The sequence below is a fragment of the Nocardia pneumoniae NBRC 100136 genome (assembly GCF_000308755.1).
GTDB classification, from domain to species: Bacteria; Actinomycetota; Actinomycetes; order Mycobacteriales; family Mycobacteriaceae; genus Nocardia; species Nocardia pneumoniae.
Map to the genome: position 1 here is coordinate 55,417 of NZ_BAGF01000056.1, position 20,613 is coordinate 76,029.

At 69.4% G+C, this 20,613-nt stretch carries 19 protein-coding genes; 3 read left to right on the forward strand and 16 right to left on the reverse strand.

The features are described 5' to 3' along the window. Positions 1-24: 24 nt before the first annotated feature. A complete protein-coding gene (locus tag ON34_RS17880) occupies positions 25-1,674 on the reverse strand; it encodes an AMP-binding protein (protein ID WP_040780672.1) in 1,650 nt (549 codons plus the stop codon). Further along, positions 1,674-3,308 carry an AMP-binding protein gene (locus ON34_RS17885; RefSeq protein WP_040780673.1) on the reverse strand — a complete coding sequence of 545 codons (1,635 nt, stop codon included), beginning with the start codon at positions 3,306-3,308 and terminating at the stop codon, positions 1,674-1,676. The genes ON34_RS17880 and ON34_RS17885 overlap by 1 nt, the downstream gene beginning before the upstream one ends. Positions 3,309-3,408: 100 nt before the next feature. On the opposite strand from ON34_RS17885, the gene ON34_RS17890 reads away from it, so the two are divergent. Then, on the forward strand, positions 3,409-4,260 hold the full coding sequence (locus tag ON34_RS17890) for a helix-turn-helix transcriptional regulator (protein WP_040780674.1): 852 nt from the start codon (positions 3,409-3,411) through the stop codon (positions 4,258-4,260). A 67-nt stretch (positions 4,261-4,327) separates the two neighbouring features. Here ON34_RS17890 and trmD read toward each other — a convergent pair whose 3' ends face one another. The 13 genes from trmD to ftsY form a co-directional block, all read right to left on the reverse strand. Beyond that, entirely contained in the window at positions 4,328-5,035 is a 708-nt protein-coding gene (trmD, locus tag ON34_RS17895) for a tRNA (guanosine(37)-N1)-methyltransferase TrmD (protein WP_040780795.1), read from the reverse strand. A 64-nt stretch (positions 5,036-5,099) separates the two neighbouring features. Continuing rightward, entirely contained in the window at positions 5,100-5,624 is a 525-nt protein-coding gene (gene rimM / locus ON34_RS17900; RefSeq protein ID WP_040780675.1) for a ribosome maturation factor RimM, read from the reverse strand. Beyond that, positions 5,625-5,867: an RNA-binding protein gene (locus tag ON34_RS17905; RefSeq protein WP_040780676.1), complete on the reverse strand. Its 243-nt coding sequence runs from the start codon at positions 5,865-5,867 to the stop codon at positions 5,625-5,627. Positions 5,868-5,907: 40 nt separating this feature from the next. Beyond that, complete coding sequence (rpsP, locus tag ON34_RS17910; RefSeq protein WP_040780677.1) at positions 5,908-6,342, reverse strand: 30S ribosomal protein S16; 435 nt, start codon at positions 6,340-6,342, stop codon at positions 5,908-5,910. Between the two features lie 211 nt (positions 6,343-6,553). After that, positions 6,554-7,285, reverse strand: a complete 732-nt coding sequence (locus ON34_RS17915; RefSeq protein ID WP_040780679.1) for a class I SAM-dependent methyltransferase — start codon at positions 7,283-7,285, stop codon at positions 6,554-6,556. Positions 7,286-7,334: 49 nt separating this feature from the next. Beyond that, positions 7,335-8,318, reverse strand: a complete 984-nt coding sequence (locus ON34_RS17920) for an LLM class F420-dependent oxidoreductase (protein WP_040780680.1) — start codon at positions 8,316-8,318, stop codon at positions 7,335-7,337. A gap of 122 nt (positions 8,319-8,440) precedes the next feature. Further along, positions 8,441-9,535, reverse strand: a complete 1,095-nt coding sequence (locus tag ON34_RS17925; RefSeq protein WP_040780797.1) for an amidohydrolase family protein — start codon at positions 9,533-9,535, stop codon at positions 8,441-8,443. 51 nt (positions 9,536-9,586) lie between these two features. Continuing rightward, complete coding sequence (gene ffh / locus ON34_RS17930; RefSeq protein ID WP_040780681.1) at positions 9,587-11,149, reverse strand: signal recognition particle protein; 1,563 nt, start codon at positions 11,147-11,149, stop codon at positions 9,587-9,589. A 104-nt stretch (positions 11,150-11,253) separates the two neighbouring features. Further along, positions 11,254-11,568, reverse strand: coding sequence for a hypothetical protein (locus ON34_RS17935; RefSeq protein WP_040780683.1), 315 nt, complete (start codon positions 11,566-11,568; stop codon positions 11,254-11,256). Between the two features lie 134 nt (positions 11,569-11,702). Then, positions 11,703-14,129 (reverse strand): [protein-PII] uridylyltransferase, encoded by a 2,427-nt coding sequence (locus tag ON34_RS17940; RefSeq protein WP_040780798.1) that lies wholly within the window; start codon positions 14,127-14,129, stop codon positions 11,703-11,705. A gap of 120 nt (positions 14,130-14,249) precedes the next feature. Further along, positions 14,250-14,588, reverse strand: a complete 339-nt coding sequence (locus tag ON34_RS17945; RefSeq protein ID WP_040780799.1) for a P-II family nitrogen regulator — start codon at positions 14,586-14,588, stop codon at positions 14,250-14,252. Positions 14,589-14,593: 5 nt separating this feature from the next. Beyond that, entirely contained in the window at positions 14,594-15,922 is a 1,329-nt protein-coding gene (locus ON34_RS17950; RefSeq protein ID WP_085997094.1) for an ammonium transporter, read from the reverse strand. Between the two features lie 389 nt (positions 15,923-16,311). Next, positions 16,312-17,826: a signal recognition particle-docking protein FtsY gene (gene ftsY, locus ON34_RS17955; RefSeq protein ID WP_040780686.1), complete on the reverse strand. Its 1,515-nt coding sequence runs from the start codon at positions 17,824-17,826 to the stop codon at positions 16,312-16,314. 193 nt (positions 17,827-18,019) lie between these two features. Here ftsY and ON34_RS17960 point away from each other — a divergent pair, with 193 nt between their 5' ends. Next, positions 18,020-18,409 carry a DUF2237 family protein gene (locus ON34_RS17960; protein WP_019048221.1) on the forward strand — a complete coding sequence of 130 codons (390 nt, stop codon included), beginning with the start codon at positions 18,020-18,022 and terminating at the stop codon, positions 18,407-18,409. Positions 18,410-18,719: 310 nt separating this feature from the next. Here the strand turns inward: ON34_RS17960 and ON34_RS17965 are convergent, their stop codons facing one another. Beyond that, on the reverse strand, positions 18,720-19,493 hold the full coding sequence (locus ON34_RS17965; RefSeq protein ID WP_040780691.1) for a TetR/AcrR family transcriptional regulator: 774 nt from the start codon (positions 19,491-19,493) through the stop codon (positions 18,720-18,722). 105 nt (positions 19,494-19,598) lie between these two features. On the opposite strand from ON34_RS17965, the gene ON34_RS17970 reads away from it, so the two are divergent. Further along, positions 19,599-20,516, forward strand: a complete 918-nt coding sequence (locus ON34_RS17970; RefSeq protein WP_040780692.1) for an NmrA family NAD(P)-binding protein — start codon at positions 19,599-19,601, stop codon at positions 20,514-20,516. The last annotated feature ends 97 nt before the right edge of the window (positions 20,517-20,613 follow it).

Consider the following 20,613-nt stretch of genomic DNA (forward strand, 5'->3'; position numbering starts at 1 on the left):
CATACGAGATCAGTTGTCGCGTATCTACTCCGACCTCTGTTCCGCTGTTGACGCGAGGAGTGTCTTGGCGATTTCGCGCATTTCGGCCTTGCGGATCTTGCCGGTGACCGTCATCGGGAACTCCTCGACGACGTGCACATAGCGCGGGATCTTGAAGTGCGCCAGCTTGCCGGTGCAGAACTCGCGCAGCGCCGACGCGTCCAACGGTGTTGCGCCTTCGCGCATCCGGACCCACGCCATCAACTCCTCGCCGTACTTCGGGTCCGGCACGCCGATCACCTGGGCATCGAGAATGTCGGGGTGGGTGTAGAGGAATTCCTCGATCTCCCGGGGATAGATGTTCTCGCCGCCGCGGATGACCATGTCCTTGATCCGTCCGGTGATGGAAAGGTATCCGTCGTCGTCCATCACGCCGATGTCGCCGGTGTGCATCCAGCGGGCGGCGTCTATCGCCTCGGCGGTTTTGTCCGGGTCGTCCCAATAGCCGAGCATCACCGAGTAGCCACGGGTGCACAGCTCGCCGGGTTCGCCGCGCGGCACCGTGAGACCGGTTGCGGGGTCGACTATCTTGACTTCCAGGTGCGGGCCGACCCGGCCGACCGTGGCGGTGCGCCGGTCGATGCTGTCGTCCCGGCGGGTCTGGGTCGAGACCGGGGAGGTCTCCGTCATGCCGTAGCAGATGCACACCTCGCGCATGCCCATCCGGTCGATCACCCGCTTCATCACTTCGACCGGGCACGGCGAACCGGCCATGATGCCGGTGCGCAGGGTGGACAGATCCGGGGTGGCCGAATCCAGTTCGGTCAGCATGTCGATGAACATCGTCGGCACGCCGTACAACGAGGTGCAGCGCTCGGCATCGACCGCGGCCAGCGTCGCCTTCGGATCGAAGGAGGGCGCCGGAATGACGATGGCCGCACCGTGACTCGTGCTCGCGAGGTTGCCCATCACCATGCCGAAGCAGTGATAGAACGGCACCGGGACGCAGATGCGGTCCTGTTCGGTGTAGCCGCACAGCTCGCCGACGAAATAGCCGTTGTTCAGGATGTTGTGGTGGCTGAGCGTGGCACCCTTCGGGAATCCCGTTGTGCCCGAGGTGTACTGGATGTTGATCGGATCGTCGGTCGACAGCAGCGCGGCGAGCGCGGTGAGCCGGTCGGCGTAGATCACCGTGCGCGACAGCGCGTCCCACTCGGGTGTGCCCAGTACGAGAACCTGTTCCAGCGCCGCGCAGTTCGGCCGGACGTGCTCGATCATAGCGACGTAGTCGGAGGATTTGAACCGCTCGGCCGCGACCAGCATCCGCACGCCCGCCTGACGGAGCACGTACTCCAGTTCACTGGTGCGGTAGGCCGGATTGATGTTGACCAGGATCGCGCCGATGCGCGCCGTGGCGAACTGGACGAGAAACCATTCCGCGCAGTTCGGCGCCCAGATGCCGACCCGGTCCCCCTTGCCGATGCCGCGATCGGCGAGGCCGCAGGCCAGGGCGTCGACCGCGGCACCGAGTTCGCGGTAGGTCCAGCGGCGTCCGGACGGAAGGTCCACCAGCGCTTCCCGATCCGGGAATGCCGCGACGGTCCGGGCGAGGTTGCCGCCGATGGTGTCGCCGAGCAGCGGGACGTCGGAAACGCCGGACGCGTAGCTGGGCAGGGACGGCTCGTGTGCCGACATCACCGGATACCTCCCTGTCGCAGTACGAATCGCTGCACCTTGCCACTGGGCGTCTTCGGCAGGCTCGGCACGAAGTGCACTCTGCGCGGGTAGGCGTGCGCGGCGAATTTCCGTTTCACCAAACTCTGCAGTTCGGACTTCAACTCGGGGCTGGCCACGGCGCCGTCGCGCAGCACGACGAACGCCTCCAGCACCTCGCCGCGCAGGTCGTCCGGCATGCCGACCACGGCGGCCTCGGCGACCTGCTCGTGCAGCACGAGGACGCTCTCCACTTCGAACGGGCCGATGCGGTAGCCCGCCATGATGATGACGTCGTCGTCGCGGGCGGAGAAACGGAAGAAGCCGTTCGCGTCCTGCGAGCCCGCGTCGCCGGTCAGGTACCAGCGGCCGTCGGCGGTGTAGCGCTGCGCTGTGCGTTCCGGGGCGTCGAGATAGCCGAGGAACCACAGCAGCGGACTGTGCGCGGTATCGATGGCGACCCGGCCCACCGTGCCGGGGGCAGCGATGGTGTCGGCGTCATCGGCGAGCACCGCGCAGGACCAGCCGGGCAGCGTGCGACCCATCGAGCCCGCGGGAGTCTCGGTGTCGAGGTCGTCGTGCCAGGCGTTGCAGATGACCATGCCGTGCTCGGTCTGGCCGTAGTGGTCGCGCACCGCGACACCCAGGTGCTCCACCGACCATGCGACGACCTCGGGCGTCAGCGGCTCACCCGCCGAGGAGGCGCGGCGCAACCGGGAGTGCACCGGCGGCGCGGCGCTTTCGGCGCGCAGCGCGCGGTAGACCGTCGGCGCCGCGGCGAAATTGGTGACGCCGAAGGTCTCCAGCACCTGCCAGGTCAGCGGAGCGGAGAACCCCGCGTGCAGCAGGATGCTGCGCATGCCGGTGGCCAGCGGGCCGAGGATGGCGTAGTAGAGGCCGTAGGCCCAGCCCGGGTCGGCGGCGTTCCAGAACACGTCGTCGGGCCGGACGTTCAGCGCGAACTCCTGGTAGGCGTGGAAGGAGGCGAGCGCGCGCAGCGGAATCGGGACGCCTTTGGGCGTGCCGGTGGTGCCGCTGGTGAACAACTGGACCAGCAGGCCGTCGCCGCCGACCGCGACCGCGCGTGCCTGCGGGTGAGTCGCCGAATGGGTGTCGAGCAGATCGGCCATCCGCAGCGCCCCGTCCGGGATGTCGGCGCCCGACACGATCAGCCGCCAAGGCGGGTCCGCGGGCAGATCCGGGCCGGGCGCCAGCTTCGGCGCCTGATCGGAGTCGGCGACGACGAGGGAGACCTCGGCGGCGTCCAGCCGCAGCGCGATGGCGGGCGGCGCGAACGCGGTGAACAGCGGGACGTGCACCGCGCCGCGGCGCCAGATGCCGAGCAGCGCGACCACCAGGTCCGCCGACTTCGCCATCAAGGTGGCGACCCGGTCGCCCGGTTCGACGCCGAGTCCGGCGAGCGCGGCGGCGAATCGGGCCGAGCGTTCGCGCAGCTCGCCATAGGTGAGGTCGGTCGAGGACAGGTCTGCCTCGACGATCGTGAAGGCCACCCGGTCGGCCGGGTGCCGATCACACAGCAGGTCCGCCGCCGACGCGTCAGCGCGGTCGTAACAGTCCAGCAGCTCGCGCACCCGCTGATTCGGATCGGTGCCCATCGTCAGTTCTCCTTCATCTGTGATCCAGCGCTACCCGGGTGTGCAATAGGATGTGGGTCACATCCCGTCGGCCACTACCCCCGAAAAGGGGTGAGTCCCCGTGACCCACACCGCGCTGCTGCGTCCGCGCGACGCCGACGCGTTACGCGCCGAGATCCGCTGGGTGGCGAGCACTGCGGGCGTGCCGGTGGCCTTCGGCGGCGAAGTTCATGGCGACGCCCTGCTGCTGTCGGAGTTCGTGGGCACGGTCACCACCGGGCTGCGCGGGTTGGCGGTCGTGCGCACGTCGGGGCTCGGTGGCCGGGTGATGGATTCGGGGCGTCCCGCCGCGGTGTCGGACTACCGCACGTCGTCGTCGATCACCCACGACTACGACGGGCCGGTCTCCGGCGAAGGCATCCGTTCGGTGCTCGCCGTCCCGGTGGTCGTCGACCAGCGTGCCCGCGCGGTGCTCTATGCCGCCACCAGGGGCGCGACTCCGCTGGGTGACCGCACCGCGGATCTCGTCGTCCAGGCCGGTCGCCGCCTGGCCACCGAGATCGCCATTCGCGACGAGGTCGACCGCCGTTTGCGGATGCTGGAGCTGGCCACGCCGTCGGCCGGTACCGCACCGGCCGTCACCGAGGAACTGCGCGACATCCACGCCGAACTCCGCGGCATGGCGCGCTCGGCCGAGGACGACCGGTTGCGCGGGCGACTGCACGCGGTGTGCGAACGATTGACCCGCGTCCTGGTCGGCGAACCGCATCCCGACAGTCCGCGGCTGTCCCGCCGCGAACTCGACGTGCTGTCCCAGATCGCCCTGGGCTGTACGAATCAGGAAGCGGCACAACGCCTCTCGCTCGGACCGGAAACCGTGAAGAGCTACCTGCGCAACGCGATGGCCAAACTCGACGCCCATTCCAGGCACGAGGCGGTGGTGGCGGCGCGGCGTCACGGCTTGCTGCCGTGAGGGCGAAGCGCCGGAGCCACAAGATTTATCCGCAGGTGCGAAGCTGCGCGTGATCGGCGGGGAGTGCCTAGTGCTGGGAGCCGGACTCCCTGTCGTGATCGGCGAGCAGGTCCGGGCGCCGTTCGCGAGTGCGGGCGAGGGATTGCTCGCGGCGCCAGGCGGCCACCTTCGCGTGGTCGCCGGAGAGCAGGATCGGCGGAACCTCGAGGCCGCGCCAGGAGACCGGGCGGGTATAGCTGGGGCCCTCGAGCAGGCCGTCGGAGAACGAATCCTCTTGGTGGGATTGCTGATTGCCGAGCACGCCGGGCAGCAGCCGGACCACGGCCTCGGTCATCACCAGCACCGCCGCCTCGCCGCCGATCAGCACGTAGTCGCCGATGCTGACCTCCTCCACGCGGACCCGGCGGGCGGCGTCGTCGAAGACGCGCTGGTCGATGCCCTCGTAGCGACCGCAGGCGAAGACGAGGTGCCGCTCTGCGGCCCACCGGTGCGCGGTGGCCTGCGTGAACGGCACGCCAGCCGGTGTGGGGACGACCAGCAGCGCGTCGTCGGGACAGACCTCGTCGAGCGCGTCACCCCAGACGGTCGGCTTCATGACCATGCCGGGACCGCCGCCGTAGGGCGCGTCGTCCACCGACTTGTGCACGTCGTGCGTCCAACGGCGCAGATCGTGCACCGTCAGCGAGATCAGCCCCTTATCGATCGCCTTGCCGAGCAGCGCCGTGCGCAGCGGCTCCAGATACTCGGGGAAGATCGTGACGACGTCGATTCTCATGCCTGTCTCCTGCCGCCGCGTCCACGAGCCGGGCGGGCGCGGCGCGATCGGGTCTGCCGGCACGTCATTCCGGGTCGAGCAGGCCCTCGGGCGGATCGATGACGATCACGCCGTCGGCGATCGACACCGTGGGCACGATCGCGGTGACGAACGGGATCAGGATCTCCCGGCCGTCGTCGGCGGCGCGCACCGCGAGCAGCTCGCCCGCCGCGGAATGCAGCACCTCGCGCACGGACCCCACCACGGTCTCGTCGGTGAGGCGGACCTCCAGCCCTTCCAGCTCGTGGTCGTAGAACTCGTCCGGGTCCTCCGAGGGCGGCAGGTCCGCGCTGTCCACGACGAGCAGCATGCCACGCAGCGCGTCCGCCGCGGTGCGGTCGGCGACCCCGGCGAGGAACACCAGGAGCCGGCCCGAGTGCTCGCGGGCCGACTCCACGGTGAAGTCGCGGACATCGTCGGTGCGCGGCAGTCGACCGCGCAGCGTGACGCCGGGCGCGAAACGCGCCTCGGGCTCGTCGGTGCGCACCTCGACGACAAGTTCGCCGCGCACACCGTGCGCCTTGGCGACCCGTCCGACGACGAGTTCCATCTACTGGTCGGTGTCGACCACGTCGACCCGGATGCCCCGGCCGCCGATACCGGCGACGAGGGTGCGCAGCGCGGTCGCGGTGCGTCCGCCGCGACCGATCACTTTGCCCAGGTCATCGGGATGAACGTGCACCTCGACCGTGCGTCCGCGGCGACCGGTGATCAAATGGACGCGGACGTCGTCGGGGTTGGCGACGATGCCGCGCACCAGGTGCTCGACGGCATCGGCGACTACGGCGCTCATTGCTCCATCACCTCGAGACGCGACGGATAGGACCCACTCATTACTCGGTGGCCTCGGTGGCCTCGGCGCCCTCTTCGGCGTCCTTCTTGGCGGCCTTCTTCTTCGGGGTGACCGCCTCGGCGACCGGCTCGTTGTCGGCGGCGGCCAGCGCGGCGTTGAACAGATCCAGCTTCGACGGCTTCGCCTGCTTCACCTTCAGGGTGCCCTCGGCGCCGTCGATGCCCTTGAACTTCTGCCAGTCACCGGTGATCTTCAGCAGCTGGAGGACCGGCTCGGTCGGCTGCGCGCCGACACCCAGCCAGTACTGCACGCGCTCGGAGTCGATCTCGATGAGCGAGGGCTCTTCCTTCGGGTGGTACTTGCCGATGGACTCGATGGCCCGGCCGTCCCGGCGGGTGCGGGCGTCCGCGACGACGACGCGGTACTGCGGGTTGCGGATCTTGCCCAGGCGGGTGAGCTTGATGCGAACAGCCACTGCTGATCTGCCTTTCGTTGGTTGGTCACGACGCAATTCGGCGACCCGCATGGTCTGCGAGCCCGGTTTTGCGCTTTCGAGTGTGTGACCGCCGCGCGGTACGTAACCGGAGACGGGCTGACACTTGTCCGGAAGGACGGTGGTCCATTCTGCCAGAAGGGACGGTCGCGCCAGAAATCGCGTTCGGTGTTCGCGGCGATACGTCACCGGGCTATCCGGGGACGGTGGCGGTCAGGGCGTGGGTGGGCACCCAGGGGCCACCCCACCACATCCGCCACCCGAGGGTGCGGTGGGTCAGTCCGGTCGCGCCGTTTCCGGCCAGCGTAGCGCGGTAGTGCCGGGTGTTACCGATATCGACGATGACCAGCTTCCCCCCGGGACGCAGGACACGGCATGCCTCGCGGACGGCGTCGGCGCGGCCCTGCTCGGACTTGATGGCGTGAATGGCCAGGCTGGACACGACGACGTCGAAGGCGCCGTCGGGGAACGGCATGCGGGTCATGTCGCCGGTGCGCAGTTCGATGCGGTCGGCGACGTTCTCGGCGAGCGCGTTCTGTTCGGCGGTGGCCGGAGTGCAGTGATCGGTGGAGCACCACAGGTCCAGGCCGACCGCGCGCCCGGCGGGCAGCCGCCGCGCGGCCGCGAGCAGCACCGCGCCGCGCCCGCAGCCCATGTCGAGTAGCAGTTCGTCGCCGCGCAGTTCGAGCTCGTCGAGCAGCCCGGCCCAGACCCGGAACTTGCCCCGGAGGGTCGCGTGCAGGAACAGCCCGAACTGCGCGGCGAGCACGATGCCGATCAGCAGGAGCAGCAGGCTCGGACGCAGCTGCTGGAACAGCGCCACCACCAGTGCGGCGGCAAGGTAGGCGACCGCGAGAACTCCCAGCAACAGCAGCACCGACGGCGCGTCGACACCGTACGACGCTCGCCACGGAGGGGCTATCATCGGCCGATTGTATCCGGCGGCAACGGCATTCGCGTCCGGTTCCCGCTCGTCAGGCCACCAGCGGCGCCAGGGTGCGTCCGATGAGTTCGACCGCGCCCTGCTCGTGTCCCTGGAAGACCATGTTGACGATCAGGCCATCGACGCCGTGGTCGAGAACGCGGGTCCGCAGCTGCTCGGCAACCTCATCCGGCGTGCCGACGAACTGACGGTCGGCCGGAGTCTGCGCGCGCTCGGATTCCGAGAGCGCCGACAGGTCGATCCCCATGCGACTCAAATAGTCCTGCTGCTGCTTGCGGGCCAGGTCGCCGTCTTCGTCCACCATCAGGAAGCACAGATAGCTGGTCTCCAAGGTCGCCGGGTCGCGGCCGACCTCAGCGCAGCGCCCACGCAGGATCTCGATCTTGCGTGGGAGCTCGGAGGCGTTGCAGATGAGGTTGAGGTGGTCGGCGAAACGGGCGGCCAGCCGAAAGGTCTTCTTCTCGCCGCTGCCGCCGAGCAGGATCGGCAAGTCGTCGCGCACGCGCGGCTCGTTCATCGCGTTCTCGACGCGATACCACTTGCCGTCGAAGGTGGGGCGCTGGCCGCGCAGCATCGGCTGAATGATCTGCAGTGCCTCGTCCAGCCGTTCGAATCGGGTGGTGAAGGTGCCGAAGTCATAGCCGAAGGATCGGTGCTCGAGCTCGAACCAGCCCGCGCCGATGCCCAGCACCGCGCGGCCGCCGCTGACCACGTCGAGCGTGGTGACGGTCTTGGCGAGCATGGCGGGGTTGCGGTAGGTGTTGCCGGTGACCAAGGCCGACAACTGGATTCGCTCTGTCGCCGTGGCGAGGCCGCCCAGGGCGGTGTACGCCTCGAGCATCGGCTCGTCGGGCGTGCCGATGCCGGGCAGCTGATAGAAGTGGTCCATCACGAAGACCGTGTCGAAACCGCCGGCTTCGGCCTCCCTGGCCTGCGCGATGACCGTCGGGAACAGTTCACGCACCGACTTGCCGTAGCTGAAGTTGGGCATTTGATAACCGAGGCGAATGGTCACGTAATCGACCCTACCTGCGCAGCCGGATGAATTCCGGCAACAGCCCGCGCCGGGCCGAGCCAAGGCGAGGCAGCCGCATCCGCCTCATTCGCCAGACGAACGGGTGAGCCGCGAACGACGAGTTACCGATGACCGGTGACCGGACCGCGCCCGCCGTACACGCGTCCGCGCAGCACGACGGCGTACGGTGCGGTGAGCGTTTCCGGGTGGGTGCGCGGGTCCTGCTGGTAGACAACGAAATCCGCGGGCGCGCCCGCTTCGATGCCAGGGCGTCCGAGCCAGCCGCGGGCATCCCAGGAGGCCGCGCCGAGCGCGTCGTGCCGGGACAGGCCCGCGGCGCCGAGCGCGGCGATCTCGTCGGCGATGCGCCCGTGCCGGATGGAACCGCCGGCGTCGGTGCCCGCGAAAATGGGCACGCCCGCCTCGTGGGCGGCCGCGACCGTGCCGCGCACCCGGCGGTGCAGGTCGCGCATGTGCGCGGCGTAGACGGGGAATTTGCCCGCGCTGTCGGCGATCTCCGGGAAGGTGTCGATATTGACCAGGGTCGGGACCAAGGCGGTGCCGTGCTCGACCATCATCTCGATGGTGTCCTCGGTGAGGCCGGTGCCGTGTTCCAGGCAGTCGATGCCCGCGTTGATCAAGCCGGGCAGCGCGTCCTCGCCGAAGACATGGGCGGTGACCCGGGCGCCATTGGCGTGCGCGGCGTCGATGGCCTCCTTCAGGATCGCGTCGCTCCACAGCGGGCGCAGGTCGCCGACGGAGCGGTCGATCCAGTCGCCGACGATCTTCACCCAGCCGTCGCCGAAGCGGGCCTGTTCGGCGACGATCTCCGGCAGGTCGCGTTCGTCGTCGAGCTCGATGCCGAGCTCGCGGATGTAGCGCTTCGGCCGTGCGATATGACGGCCCGCGCGGATGATGCGCGGCAGCTCGTGATGGTCGTCGATGAACCGGGTGTCGATCGGCGAACCCGCGTCCCGCAGCAGCAGCGCACCGGCCTCCCGTTCGATCTCGGCCTGCGCGACGGCGCCCGCCCGGTCCTCGTGGCCTCCGCCGTACCGGATGCCGACATGGCAGTGCGCGTCGACGAGTCCGGGCACGATCCACCCGGTGCGGCACAGGGTTTCGGCGCCGGGAACGGGCTCGAAGGACACCAGCCCGTCCCGCACCCAGAGATCGCGCACCTCGTCGCCCGGGAGAACCACTCCTCGCAGATGCACAGCAACCTCCCGGACGTCGTCGGCTGCCTCCAACCTACTGCCGGGCCCGATCTACTTCTTCGGGAACTTCAGCTTGGACAGGTCGAAGCCGTCGAGGCCAGGAGGCAGCTGGTCGAGCCCGGCGGGCATGTTGGACAGGTCGGGCATCCCCGCGGGCATTCCCGGCATGCCGCCCATCCCCGGAAATCCGCCACGCACCTTCGGCGGGGTCGGGCCGCGGCCGCCCTTCTTGCCTTTCTTGCCCTTCTTCGCGTTGCCGCGGCGGGAGCCGGGCAGACCCATCTGGCGGCCCATCATCGCCATCATCTTCTTGGCCTCGAAGAAGCGGTCGACGAGCTGGTTGACCTCGGAGACCTGGACACCGGAGCCGTTGGCGATGCGCAGGCGGCGCGAGGCGTTGATGATCTTCGGATTCTCCCGTTCGGCCGGGGTCATGCCGCGGATGATCGCCTGCACGCGGTCGAGCTGCTTGTCGTCGACCTGGGCGAGCACGTCTTTCATCTGACCCGCGCCGGGCAGCATGCCGAGCAGGTTGCCGATCGGGCCCATCTTGCGGATGGCCAGCATCTGGTCGAGGAAGTCCTCGAGGGTGAGCTCACCGCTGCCGATCTTGCGGGCGGCTTCCTCGGCCTGCTTGGCGTCGTAGACCTGCTCGGCCTGCTCGATCAGGGTGAGCACGTCGCCCATGCCGAGGATGCGGCTGGCCATGCGGTCCGGATGGAAGACGTCGAAGTCCTCGAGCTTCTCACCGGTGGAGGCGAACAGGATGGGCACGCCGGTGACCTCGCGGACGCTCAGCGCCGCACCACCGCGGGCGTCGCCGTCGAGCTTGGTGAGCACCACGCCGGTGAAGCCGACGCCGTCGCGGAACGCCTCGGCCGTGGTGACCGCGTCCTGACCGATCATCGCGTCGAGCACGAACAGGGTCTCGTCCGGCCGCACGGCGTCGCGGATGCCAGCGGCCTGCCGCATCAGCTCTTCGTCGATGCCGAGACGACCCGCGGTGTCGACGATGACCACGTCGTACTGCTTCTGCCGCGCTTCCTCGACGCCGCCGCGCGCCACGTTCACCGGGTCGGCGGCCGAGATGCCCAGCGGGTTGTCGCCGCCACCGACGGAGGTGCCGGGATGCGGCGCGTAGACGGGCACGCCTGCGCGCTCGCCGACCACTTGCAGCTGGGTGACGGCGCCGGGACGCTGCAGGTCACAGGCCACCAGCAGCGGCTGATGGCCCTGCCCCTTCAGCAGCTTCGCCAGCTTGCCCGCCAGCGTGGTCTTACCGGAACCCTGCAGACCGGCGAGCATGATCACCGTCGGGGGATTCTTGGCCAGATTCAGCCGCCTGGTCTCGCCGCCGAGGATACCGACGAGCTCCTCGTTGACGATCTTCACGACCTGCTGGGCCGGGTTCAGCGCCGCGGAGACCTCCGCGCCCTTGGCGCGCTCCTTGATGCGTCCGATGAAACCGCGCACCACGGGCAGCGCGACGTCGGCCTCGAGCAGGGCGAGGCGGATCTCGCGACAGGTGGCGTCGATGTCGGCCGGTGACAGACGCCCCTTACCACGCAGATCCTTGAGGGCACCGGTAAGCCGGTCGGACAGGGATTCGAACACCGATCGCGCTCCTGATCTCGGGGGACGTCACATTCTCTCCCAGGGTAATGGGATCGCCCGTGTGATCGCGCAGGCGGTGCGTCCTTTCCGATGCGGCGGGCCCGCTAGTCGAGCACGCGACGGCGCGGTTTGGGCGTCGCGCGGTAGTCGTGATTCTCCTCGACGACCATGAACACCGCCTCGTTGGCGGTCAGCCCCAGCTCGAGGGCCAGGTCGTCGAGCAGCGCCCACTCCGCCGTGCTCGGGATGGGCGAGGTGGCGACGGTGGACGCGATCGTCATCGCGGTCACCGCCTGCCGTCCGGTCAGGGTGCGCCCGGGGAGCCAGGAGACCACCCAGCGGTCGCCGCCTACGCAGCGCGCCATGTGCGTGGTCTCGTCACTTGTCATCGTCGACGCCGAAACGACTTCAATTGCCACCGACCTGCTCCCCTCGTGCTCGCGATAGCCGGACGCTCTAGATCGTAGGGGCGCGCCGCCGGACCGGAGCTCATATCCAGCAAATATCTGGCAACAGATTGATCACCAGGGAAATTAGCAGGTCAAACCGGATTTCATGGGTTCGTCGAGTCGCTTTCCGGCGGCTTTGGCGCAGTTCTGGGAACCACCGCGAGAATCGCTTTCTCGATCGCTTCCCGGCGCGCGGGACCGTCCTCGGCGCCCAGATCGAGGCAGAAACTGTCCACCACCGCCGACCCCATCGTGACCACTTTGGCCCAGCGGACGTTCGCTCCGCAGCTCGCCAGTTCGGCGGCCAGGCGGCTGAGCAACCCGATCCGGTCCTCGGCGCGCAGCTCCAGGATGACTTGGCCGGGCACCGAGGTGTCCAACCAGATCACCCGGGGTGGCGCCTGCGCGTAGCGGGTCCGGCCGATGCCGCTCGCCTCGCGCTCGCGTTTCGCCAGCGCCGCGGACACGTCCAGGTCCCCCGCCGTGGCGCGGATCAGTTCCTGTCGCAGCAATCCCGGGTCCGGCGGGTCGCCGAATTTGGGCGAGACGACGAAAGTGTCCACGGCGAAATCGCCTTCGACGCCCAGAGCGGCCGACAGGACACGCAACGAGTGCAGCGCGAGCACGCCCGCGGCATCGGAGAGCAGCCCCGGAGTGTCGGGCGCGATCACGGTGACCGTATAGGTGTATTTACTGTCCCCCGGCTTCAGATCGACGTGCACCCCGCCCGCCTGCGCCTTCTCGACCAGCTCCGGCGCGATGGGCTCCGGCGTCGGCAGCGGATCGCCCGCCATCACCAACCGACAGCGCCGGACCAGCTCGCCGATCAGCGACGCCTTCCAGTCACCCCACACGCCCGGACCGGTGGCCAGCGAGTCCGCCTCGGCCAGCGTGTGCAGCAGTTCCAGCAGCTGAGGATCGCCATCGAGCGTGTCGACCACGAACCGCACCGTCTCGGGATCGGTCAGATCGCGCCGGGTCGCGGTGTCCGGCAGCAGCAGATGGTGGCGGACCAGCGCGCTGAGTGTGCGCACGTCCGAAGGCCACAGACCCAGACGCCGACCGATGTGGGTGGCCAGCTCCGCGCCGACGACGCTGTGATCGCCCGCGCGGCCCTTGCCGATGTCGTGCAGCAGCGCGCCGAGGGCCAGCAGGTCCGGCCGAGCCACCCTGGTGCTGATCGCGCTGGCGTAGGCGACCGTCTCCACCAGGTGGCGGTCGACGGTCCAGGTGTGCAGGACATCGCGCGGGGGCAGGTCGCGCACGGCGCCCCACTCCGGAAGCAGCCTGCCCCACAGGCCGGTCCGGTCCAGCGCCTCGATCGCGTCGATGGCGCCGCGGCCCGCGCCGAGCAGGACCAATAGGTCGTTGAGGGCGTCTTTCGGCCACGGCTCGCGCAGCTCGGGCGCGTCCTCGGACAGCCGGTTCAGGGTGGTGGCCGACATCGGGAGCCCGGTTTGCGCCGAGGCCGCCGCCACCCGCAGGATCAGCCCGGGGTCGCGCTGGGGGCGCGCGTCGCGGGCGAGCACCACCTCACCGGCATGCTCGACGACACCCTCGTCGAGTGGCCTGCGCACCGGCATGCGGCGCAGCCGCGCCAGCCCCCGGCGCGGGAGCGCGTTGGCCGCGGTGCGCAACCCGACGTCCACGGAATAGCTCACCGTGCGCGCCGAATCACTCAGCGTGCGAGCCAGGTCGAAGCGGTCGCCGATACGCAGGGCCGCGCCGATCTCGTCGGCGTCCTGCGCGCGCAGCTGGTCGCGGGAACGGCCCGCGACCCGGTGCAGTTCGGTGCGCACGTCCAACAGGCGGCGACGCGCCTGCTTCAATCCGCCGCCGGGCACGTCCGGCCCGAGCCCGGGCATGGCGTCGGTCAGCTGGGCGATGGAGAGGGCGTCGAGCAGCTGGATGTCGCGCAGGCCGCCGCGCCCGTTCTTCAGATCGGGCTCGGCGCGGTGCGCGATCTCGCCGTTGCGCTCCCATCGGGCCTGGGCCTGGGCGATGAGGTCGTCGAAGCGGTTGCGGATTCCGGTACGCCATTCCCGGCGCACGCCGCCGATCAACAGGCTGCTCAATTCCTGGTCGCCGACGATGTGCCTGGCTTCGAGCATGCCCAGCGCGGCGATGAGATCGTCGGCGGCCACCCGCAGCGCCTGCGGCACCGTCCGCACGCTGTGGTCGAGCTTGATGTGCGCGTCCCACAGCGGGTACCAGAGCTGGTCGGCGACCTCGGCGACCCGGGCGGGATCGACGTCGTCGTGCAGCAGCATCAGATCCAGATCGGAGTACGGCAGCATCTCGCCGCGCCCGAGGCCGCCGACCGCCACCACGGCCAGACCGCTGTCGGCGGTGATGCCCAGTTCGGCGCCCTTGCTGGTGAGCCAGAGTTCGTAGAGGTCGACCAGGGCCTGCCGCAGCGACTCCGCGTCGAGCCGAGGGTTGCGCGGCAGGCCGCCGTCGAGCAGTTGGGTTCGTGCGCGGACCAGGTCGGCCGCCCCATTGGATATCTTGCCGCTGACTTCTCCGGTCACCTTCGGGTCACCGTCGTGCTCGTACTGACTACCCACAACCCACCGCCCATTTCACGCGTGCGGCCCCGCTCCGACCGGGAGCTCCGGTGGGAGCGGGGCCGCCGCTCTACTCGATATTCGTTACAGAGCGTCGGTACCGCGTTCGCCGGTCCGCACCCGGATGATCGACTCCACCGGAGTGACCCAGACCTTGCCGTCGCCGATCTTGCCGGTCCGGGAGGCCTCCACGATCACCTCGACGACCTTGTCGACGGACGCGTCGTCCACCACGACCTCGACGCGGACCTTCGGCACGAAATCGACCGAGTACTCGGCGCCGCGGTACACCTCGGTGTGGCCCTTCTGGCGGCCGTACCCTTGCACCTCGCTGACGGTCATGCCCAACACGCCCGCCTGCTCGAGCCCGGTCTTGACGTCCTCGAGCGTAAACGGTTTGACGATGGCGGTGATCAACTTCATGTTCGTCATGCCTCCTTGGCCGAACGTGCCGTGCTACCCAGAGCGGCGAAGTCGTAGGCGGTTTCCGCGTGCTCGGACTCGTCCAAGCCCACCGACTCTTCTTCCTCGCTCACGCGCAGCCCAATGGTGAACTTCACGATATAGGCAATGATCAGCGTCGCGATGAAGGAGAAGGCAAGCACCACACCGGCACCCACCGCCTGCCGCCACAACTGGTCGACGCCGCCGCCGTAGAGCAGACCGGTCTTGGCCGCGCCCGCCTCCGGCGCCGCGACGAAACCGACCATCAGGGTGCCGACGATGCCGCCGACCAGGTGCACGCCGACCACGTCGAGCGAGTCGTCGAAGCCGAACTTGAACTTGAGGCCGACCGCGAGGGCGCACAGCGCGCCCGCGACCACGCCGATGGCGAGCGCGCCGAGCACGTTCACCGAGGAACACGACGGGGTGATGGCCACCAGACCTGCCACGATGCCCGAGGCCGCGCCCAGCGAGGTGGGCTTGCCGTCGCGGACCTTCTCCACCAGCAGCCAGGACAGCATCGCGGCGCAGGTCGCGATGGTGGTGGTGATGAAGGTCGACCCGGCGAGGCCGCCGGAGGTCACCGCGGAACCGGCGTTGAAGCCGAACCAGCCGAACCACAGCAGACCGGCGCCGAGCATGACGAACGGCAGGTTGTGCGGGCGGAACGGCGTGGTCGGCCAGCCCTTGCGCTTGCCGAGCACCAGCACCAGCGCCAGACCGGCCGCACCGGCGTTGATGTGCACCGCCGTGCCGCCTGCGAAGTCGACCGCGAGCAGCTTGTTGGCGATCCAGCCGCCTTCGTGCACGACGTTGCCGTCGGCGTCCTTGACGTCGAAGTCGAACACCCAGTGCGCGACCGGGAAGTAGACCACCGTGGCCCAGATGCCCGCGAACAGCAGCCACGCGCTGAACTTCAGGCGGTCGGCGACCGCGCCCGAGATGAGGGCAACCGTGATGATGGCGAACATCAGCTGGAACGCGACGAAGACCGTCGCCGGAATGGTGCCCGCGAGCGGGATGTTCACCGCCTCCGTCGTGACGGCGCCGGCCGCGTCCTTGACCTCGGCGACGGAGTTACCGCCGATCAAGCCCTTCAGGCCGAAGAACTGCGTCGGGTCGCCGATCACGCCGAACTTGTTGTCGCCGAAGGCCGTCGAGTATCCGTACAGCGACCACAGCACGCCGACCAGACCCATCGCGCTGATGCTCATCATGATCATGTTGAGCACATTCTTCGACCGGACCATGCCGCCGTAGAAGAATGCCAGGCCCGGTGTCATCAGCAACACCAGCGCCGAACTCGCCAGCATCCATGCGGTATCACCGGTGTCCGGCGCACCGGTAAGCGGAAATGCCACCTTAATGTCCTCCTCATCTCGGGCCCAGCCGATTCCGGCAAATGGACCTGCACAGAAGGGTCCTCACTCGGTGTTTCATCCGTTGAGCTGTCGTGTTTCACCTGTGTGAACGGATGGCGCAGCTGTGTTGCTACCACGTTTCGCGATGTACACCGGGTGTTTGCCGAAGCTGTGAGCAGCGTGTCCGCGAAATCGGACATTCATTACCGCCGAGTTGGAGTCGGCAAACATCCGGGGTGTGATGTGTCTCGCACCGATGCGGTGGACGTGCGGCCTCCGGCCCGCGGCGCGCCGCTTACGCGGAAGGCCGCGGGCTCAACCCTTTTCGGAGGACAGGTGGATCAGCCCAGCAGCGCGTCCACGAACGCGGCGGGCTCGAACGGGGCCAGGTCGTCGGCGCCCTCACCGAGACCGACCAGCTTCACCGGCACGCCCAATTCGTGCTGGACCTGGAAGACGATGCCGCCCTTGGCCGTCCCGTCCAGCTTGGTGAGCACCACGCCGGTGATGTCGACCACCTCGGCGAACACCCGCGCCTGGTTCAGTCCGTTCTGGCCGACGGTGGCGTCCAGCACCAGCAGGACCTCGTCGACGGCGGCCTTCTTCTCCACGACGCGCTTGACCTTGCCCAGCTCGTCCATCAGGCCGGTCTTGGTGTGCAGCCGGCCCGCGGTGTCGATGAGCACCGCGTCGACACCGCGCTCGACACCCGCGGCCACCGCGTCGAACGCGACGGCGGCCGGGTCGGCGCCTTCCCGGCCGCGGACGGTGTCGGCGCCGACCCGCTCGCCCCAGGTCTGCAGCTGATCGGCGGCCGCGGCGCGGAAGGTGTCGGCGGCGCCGAGCAGCACCCGGCGGCCGTCGGCGACCAGCACGCGGGCGAGCTTGCCGGTGGTGGTGGTCTTTCCGGTGCCGTTCACGCCGACCACCAGCAGGATGGACGGGTGATCCGGGTGCGGCAGCGCGCGGACCGAGCGGTCCAGCTCCGGCCGCAGCTGCTCGATCAGCACGTCGCGCAGAACGGCACGAGCCTGGTCGGTGGTGCGGACGCTGCGCGCCGCCATCTCGGCGCGCAGCCGGGAGACGACCGCGGTGGTGCTCGCGGTGCCGAGGTCGGCCAGGACCAGGGTGTCCTCGACCTCCTCCCATGATTCGTCGTCCAGGTCGCCGCCGCCGAGCAGGCCGAGCAGGCTCTTGCCGACCGCGTTCTGCGAGCGGGACAGGCGTCCGCGCAGGCGGACCAGACGGCCCTCGGTGGGCTCGATCTCCTCCAGCGCCGCGGCGGTCTCGACGCCCGCTGGGGTGTCCGGGGCGACGACTTCCGTGGTGGGGGCGGCGCCGGTGTCCGCAGGGGCGGTTTCGGGCGCGGTCTCCGGGGCACCGGTCTCGATGACGGGCGCGGTGTCGGCCACGTCCTCCGGAGTCTCCACCTGGTCGGTCGGCGCGGGCGCCTCGGTGGCCGGAGACTCGGCCTCGGCCTCGATGGGCGTCGTCGGCGCGGCGCCGCCGGACACGGGGGGCGCTTCGGCGACGTCCGCCTCCGGAAGCGGCACGTTGGTGATCCCGCGCTTGGGCGCGTCGCGCGGGATCGCGGCGTCGTCGCCGATGTGCGGCTGTCCTTCGGTGTCGGTGCGCTCGAGCGGTGGCGGCGCGGTAGCGGTGCCGCCCCGGCTGAAGTTGAATCCGCCGGTCGCGGTGTAACCACCGGACCGGTCGGTCACCTCCTTGTCCTGCGCGGGCGGGGTCAGCGACACGCGGCCGCGCTTGTACCGGACGAAACCGGCGACAAGCACCACCAGCAGCAGTGCGGCGACCGCGGCGATCAGGATCCAGACTTCGGGACTCACGCGAACCATCCTTGCAGACCGGTCGTCACGGGCTGGGCCCCGAGCCGCACCGAACGGTCGCGTCGCGCCCCCGCGAACACGGCAGATGCCCGGCGAACACCGCGCGTCCCGAGCCGCGGGCGGGCTTCGGCGGGCACCGACACAACCCCTGAGATTTCTTGTCCTGCGGAACTTCTCGCGAAGTGACAATAGGATCGGCGACGTGACCGATCGAAACGTGCTTGGGGGGCCGCTGGAAGAGTGCGGCACCGATCCTCTCACCGGCTTCTACCGGGACGGCTGCTGCAGTACCGGGCCGGAGGATCTGGGCAGCCACACCGTATGCACCGTCGTCACGGCGGAGTTCCTGGAGCATCAAGCCTCCATCGGCAACGATCTGAGCACGCCGCGTCCGGAGAACAACTTTCCCGGCCTGCAACCGGGCGACCGCTGGTGCGTCGTGGCCGTGCGGTGGCTGCACGCGCACGAGGACGGTGTCGCCGCGCCCGTCGTCCTGGCCGCCACGCACGAGAACGCCCTGGAAGTGATCTCCATGGACATCCTGCGCAAGTACGCCGTCGACGTGCCGGACGACGTCAGCGACCTGCTCTGAGCTGGTCTGATGCGGTGTGGGCTCAGCGCGTCCGAGCCATCGTCCGGCACGTTCCGGCGCAGTGCTGAATGCCGACCGCACCGGAAACCGACCCAGGGCTACGCCGGTATCCCGTGACTCGTCCTCGCGCCTATCTCCCTGCCCGCCGCCGCGCTGCCGTCGCGATGGGGCGGCACGGCGGTCGGCACATCTCCTTCTCCCACTCGCCTGTGACGGCGGCCTCATCCCTCCGTCGCACCGGGACACTCGCCGGGTTGCGATGGGTTCATGACGCAGCAGAGACGCCGATGGCGCAAATGCGCCATCCGGGTCAGCGCGCCGCGGCGGAGCGGCGCCGGTGCGCCTTCTGGCGGCACGCCGCCGAGCAATACGTGGCCCGGCGACCGGTCCTGGCCCGCGGCACCGCCGCGTGACACACCGGGCAGCGGTCGCCACCACTTTCGTTACGATCGACTGATTCGTTACGATTTCCTGCGTCCCGGTCCTGTTTCGTTACGACCGGTTCGCCCGGCCGCGCCCGCAGCGCGTCCAGCACGATCGCGGCGGTGCGGTCGAGACCGTCGCTCGTCTTCCGGAGCTGTTGAATCGCAACGCATCCGGTGAAGATCGCCAGCACGTCCTCCAGCTCGACGTCGGCGCGGACCGCGCCGTCACGCTTGGCCGCGGCCAGCAGGGCCGCCAGCGCGCGGTGAAAGCGTTCGCCCGCGCTCCGCACCAGCACACGCGGCCATCCGTCGTCGGATCGGACCATGTCGCAGAGTGCCTGATTACCGGGCGTCGTCGCGATCACCGCACCGCAGAAGTCGAAGAAGGCGGCCCCGGCGTCCGGAGCGCCGAGATGTTCGGCGGCGAGTTCGGCCAACCGATCGATGCGCTGCTGCATAACCGCTTCCAGCAGATCGCCTTTCGTCGGGAAGTGCCGGTACACGGTGCCCGCGCCCACTCCGGCGCGCCGGGCCACCTCGGCGAGCGACACCGAGACACCCTGTTCGGCGAAGGCGCGCTGCGCGGCCGTCAGCACCAGAGCGCGATTGCGCCGGGCATCGGCACGCGCCGTCGTGCCGGGGGCCGACGATGCGGTCATTTCGTTACGGCCTTCCTAGTTCGACTGGTTGAATCGGGTCGAGCCACCCGTATCGTTCGAATCCGGGTTATCCGACCCGATTCTATCGAGCAGAGAAGGCGAAGCATGTCCCCTCAGCACAATCTCATCCTGGTCACCGGAGCCACCGGCAAGCAGGGCGGCGTGACCGCCCGCAGGCTGCTGGCCGACGGCCACGGGGTGCGCGCGCTGGTCCGCGACGCGCAGGCGCCCGCCGCACGGGAATTGGCCGCGGCGGGCGCGGAACTCGCTATCGGCGACTTCGACGCCCCCGACACCGTGTCCGCGGCGCTGGACGGTGTCACCGGACTGTTCGCGGTTCCGCCTGCCGCGTACGGCCCGCAGGGCTGGGACGTGGAACTGGAAGCCACGCGCGGCGAGGCGCTCGTGGACGCGGCTCGCCGCGCTGGTGTCGAGCAGATCGTGTTCACCGGCATCGCGTCGATGGGCGACAACACCTCGTGGGGCACGACCGGCAAGAAGCGCATCGAAGACGCGATCATCGCCAGTGGTGTCCGGTACACGCTGCTGCGTCCGGTGCGCTTCATGGAGAACTACCTGCTGCGCACCTCGCCGGTCGACGGCATCTTCGGCGGCGTACACCGGCATCTCTTCCCCGCCGCCGGGCCGATGAAGATCATCGCCGTAGCCGACATCGGCGACATCGCGGGCCTCGCGTTCGCCGACCCGGACCGCTTCCACGGCCGCGTCCTCGAACTCGCGGGCGACGCGCTCACCCCGCCCGCGGCGGCCGAGGCGATCAGCAAGGCCACCGGGCACCACGTCCGCTACCAGGAGGTCACCGAAGCCGAGGCGGACGCGCTCGGCACGGAGATCGGCAACACCTGGCGACTGATGCGCCACACCGGCGGCTGGCACGCCGACGTCGCCGAAATCCGCGAACTCCATCCCGGTCTGCGGACATTCGACACCTGGCTGGCCGAAACCGGTGCCGCACAGATCAAAGCCCTCCTGGACAGCGAAAAGATGACTCCAGCACGGTGATCCGCCGACCTTAACCGCCCTGCACGGCCTGGCGTCGCCGCGGCCGACCAACCAGGTCGATGGCGCGCTGCCGAACATCATGTGGCGTAGTCAAATG

Coding starts and splice junctions, on each gene's coding strand:
- trmD (WP_040780795.1), bottom strand. CDS start 5,035: ATGAGAATCGACGTCGTCACGATCTTCCCCGAGTATCTGGAGCCGCTG.
- ON34_RS17915 (WP_040780679.1), bottom strand. CDS start 7,285: ATGATAGCCCCTCCGTGGCGAGCGTCGTACGGTGTCGACGCGCCGTCG.
- ON34_RS17950 (WP_085997094.1), bottom strand. CDS start 15,922: ATGCTGGCGAGTTCGGCGCTGGTGTTGCTGATGACACCGGGCCTGGCA.
- rimM (WP_040780675.1), bottom strand. CDS start 5,624: ATGGAACTCGTCGTCGGACGGGTCGCCAAGGCGCACGGTGTGCGCGGC.
- ON34_RS17970 (WP_040780692.1), top strand. CDS start 19,599: ATGTCCCCTCAGCACAATCTCATCCTGGTCACCGGAGCCACCGGCAAG.
- ON34_RS17965 (WP_040780691.1), bottom strand. CDS start 19,493: ATGACCGCATCGTCGGCCCCCGGCACGACGGCGCGTGCCGATGCCCGG.
- ON34_RS17945 (WP_040780799.1), bottom strand. CDS start 14,588: ATGAAGTTGATCACCGCCATCGTCAAACCGTTTACGCTCGAGGACGTC.
- ON34_RS17880 (WP_040780672.1), bottom strand. CDS start 1,674: ATGTCGGCACACGAGCCGTCCCTGCCCAGCTACGCGTCCGGCGTTTCC.
- ON34_RS17885 (WP_040780673.1), bottom strand. CDS start 3,308: ATGGGCACCGATCCGAATCAGCGGGTGCGCGAGCTGCTGGACTGTTAC.
- ftsY (WP_040780686.1), bottom strand. CDS start 17,826: ATGGTTCGCGTGAGTCCCGAAGTCTGGATCCTGATCGCCGCGGTCGCC.
- ON34_RS17905 (WP_040780676.1), bottom strand. CDS start 5,867: ATGAGCGCCGTAGTCGCCGATGCCGTCGAGCACCTGGTGCGCGGCATC.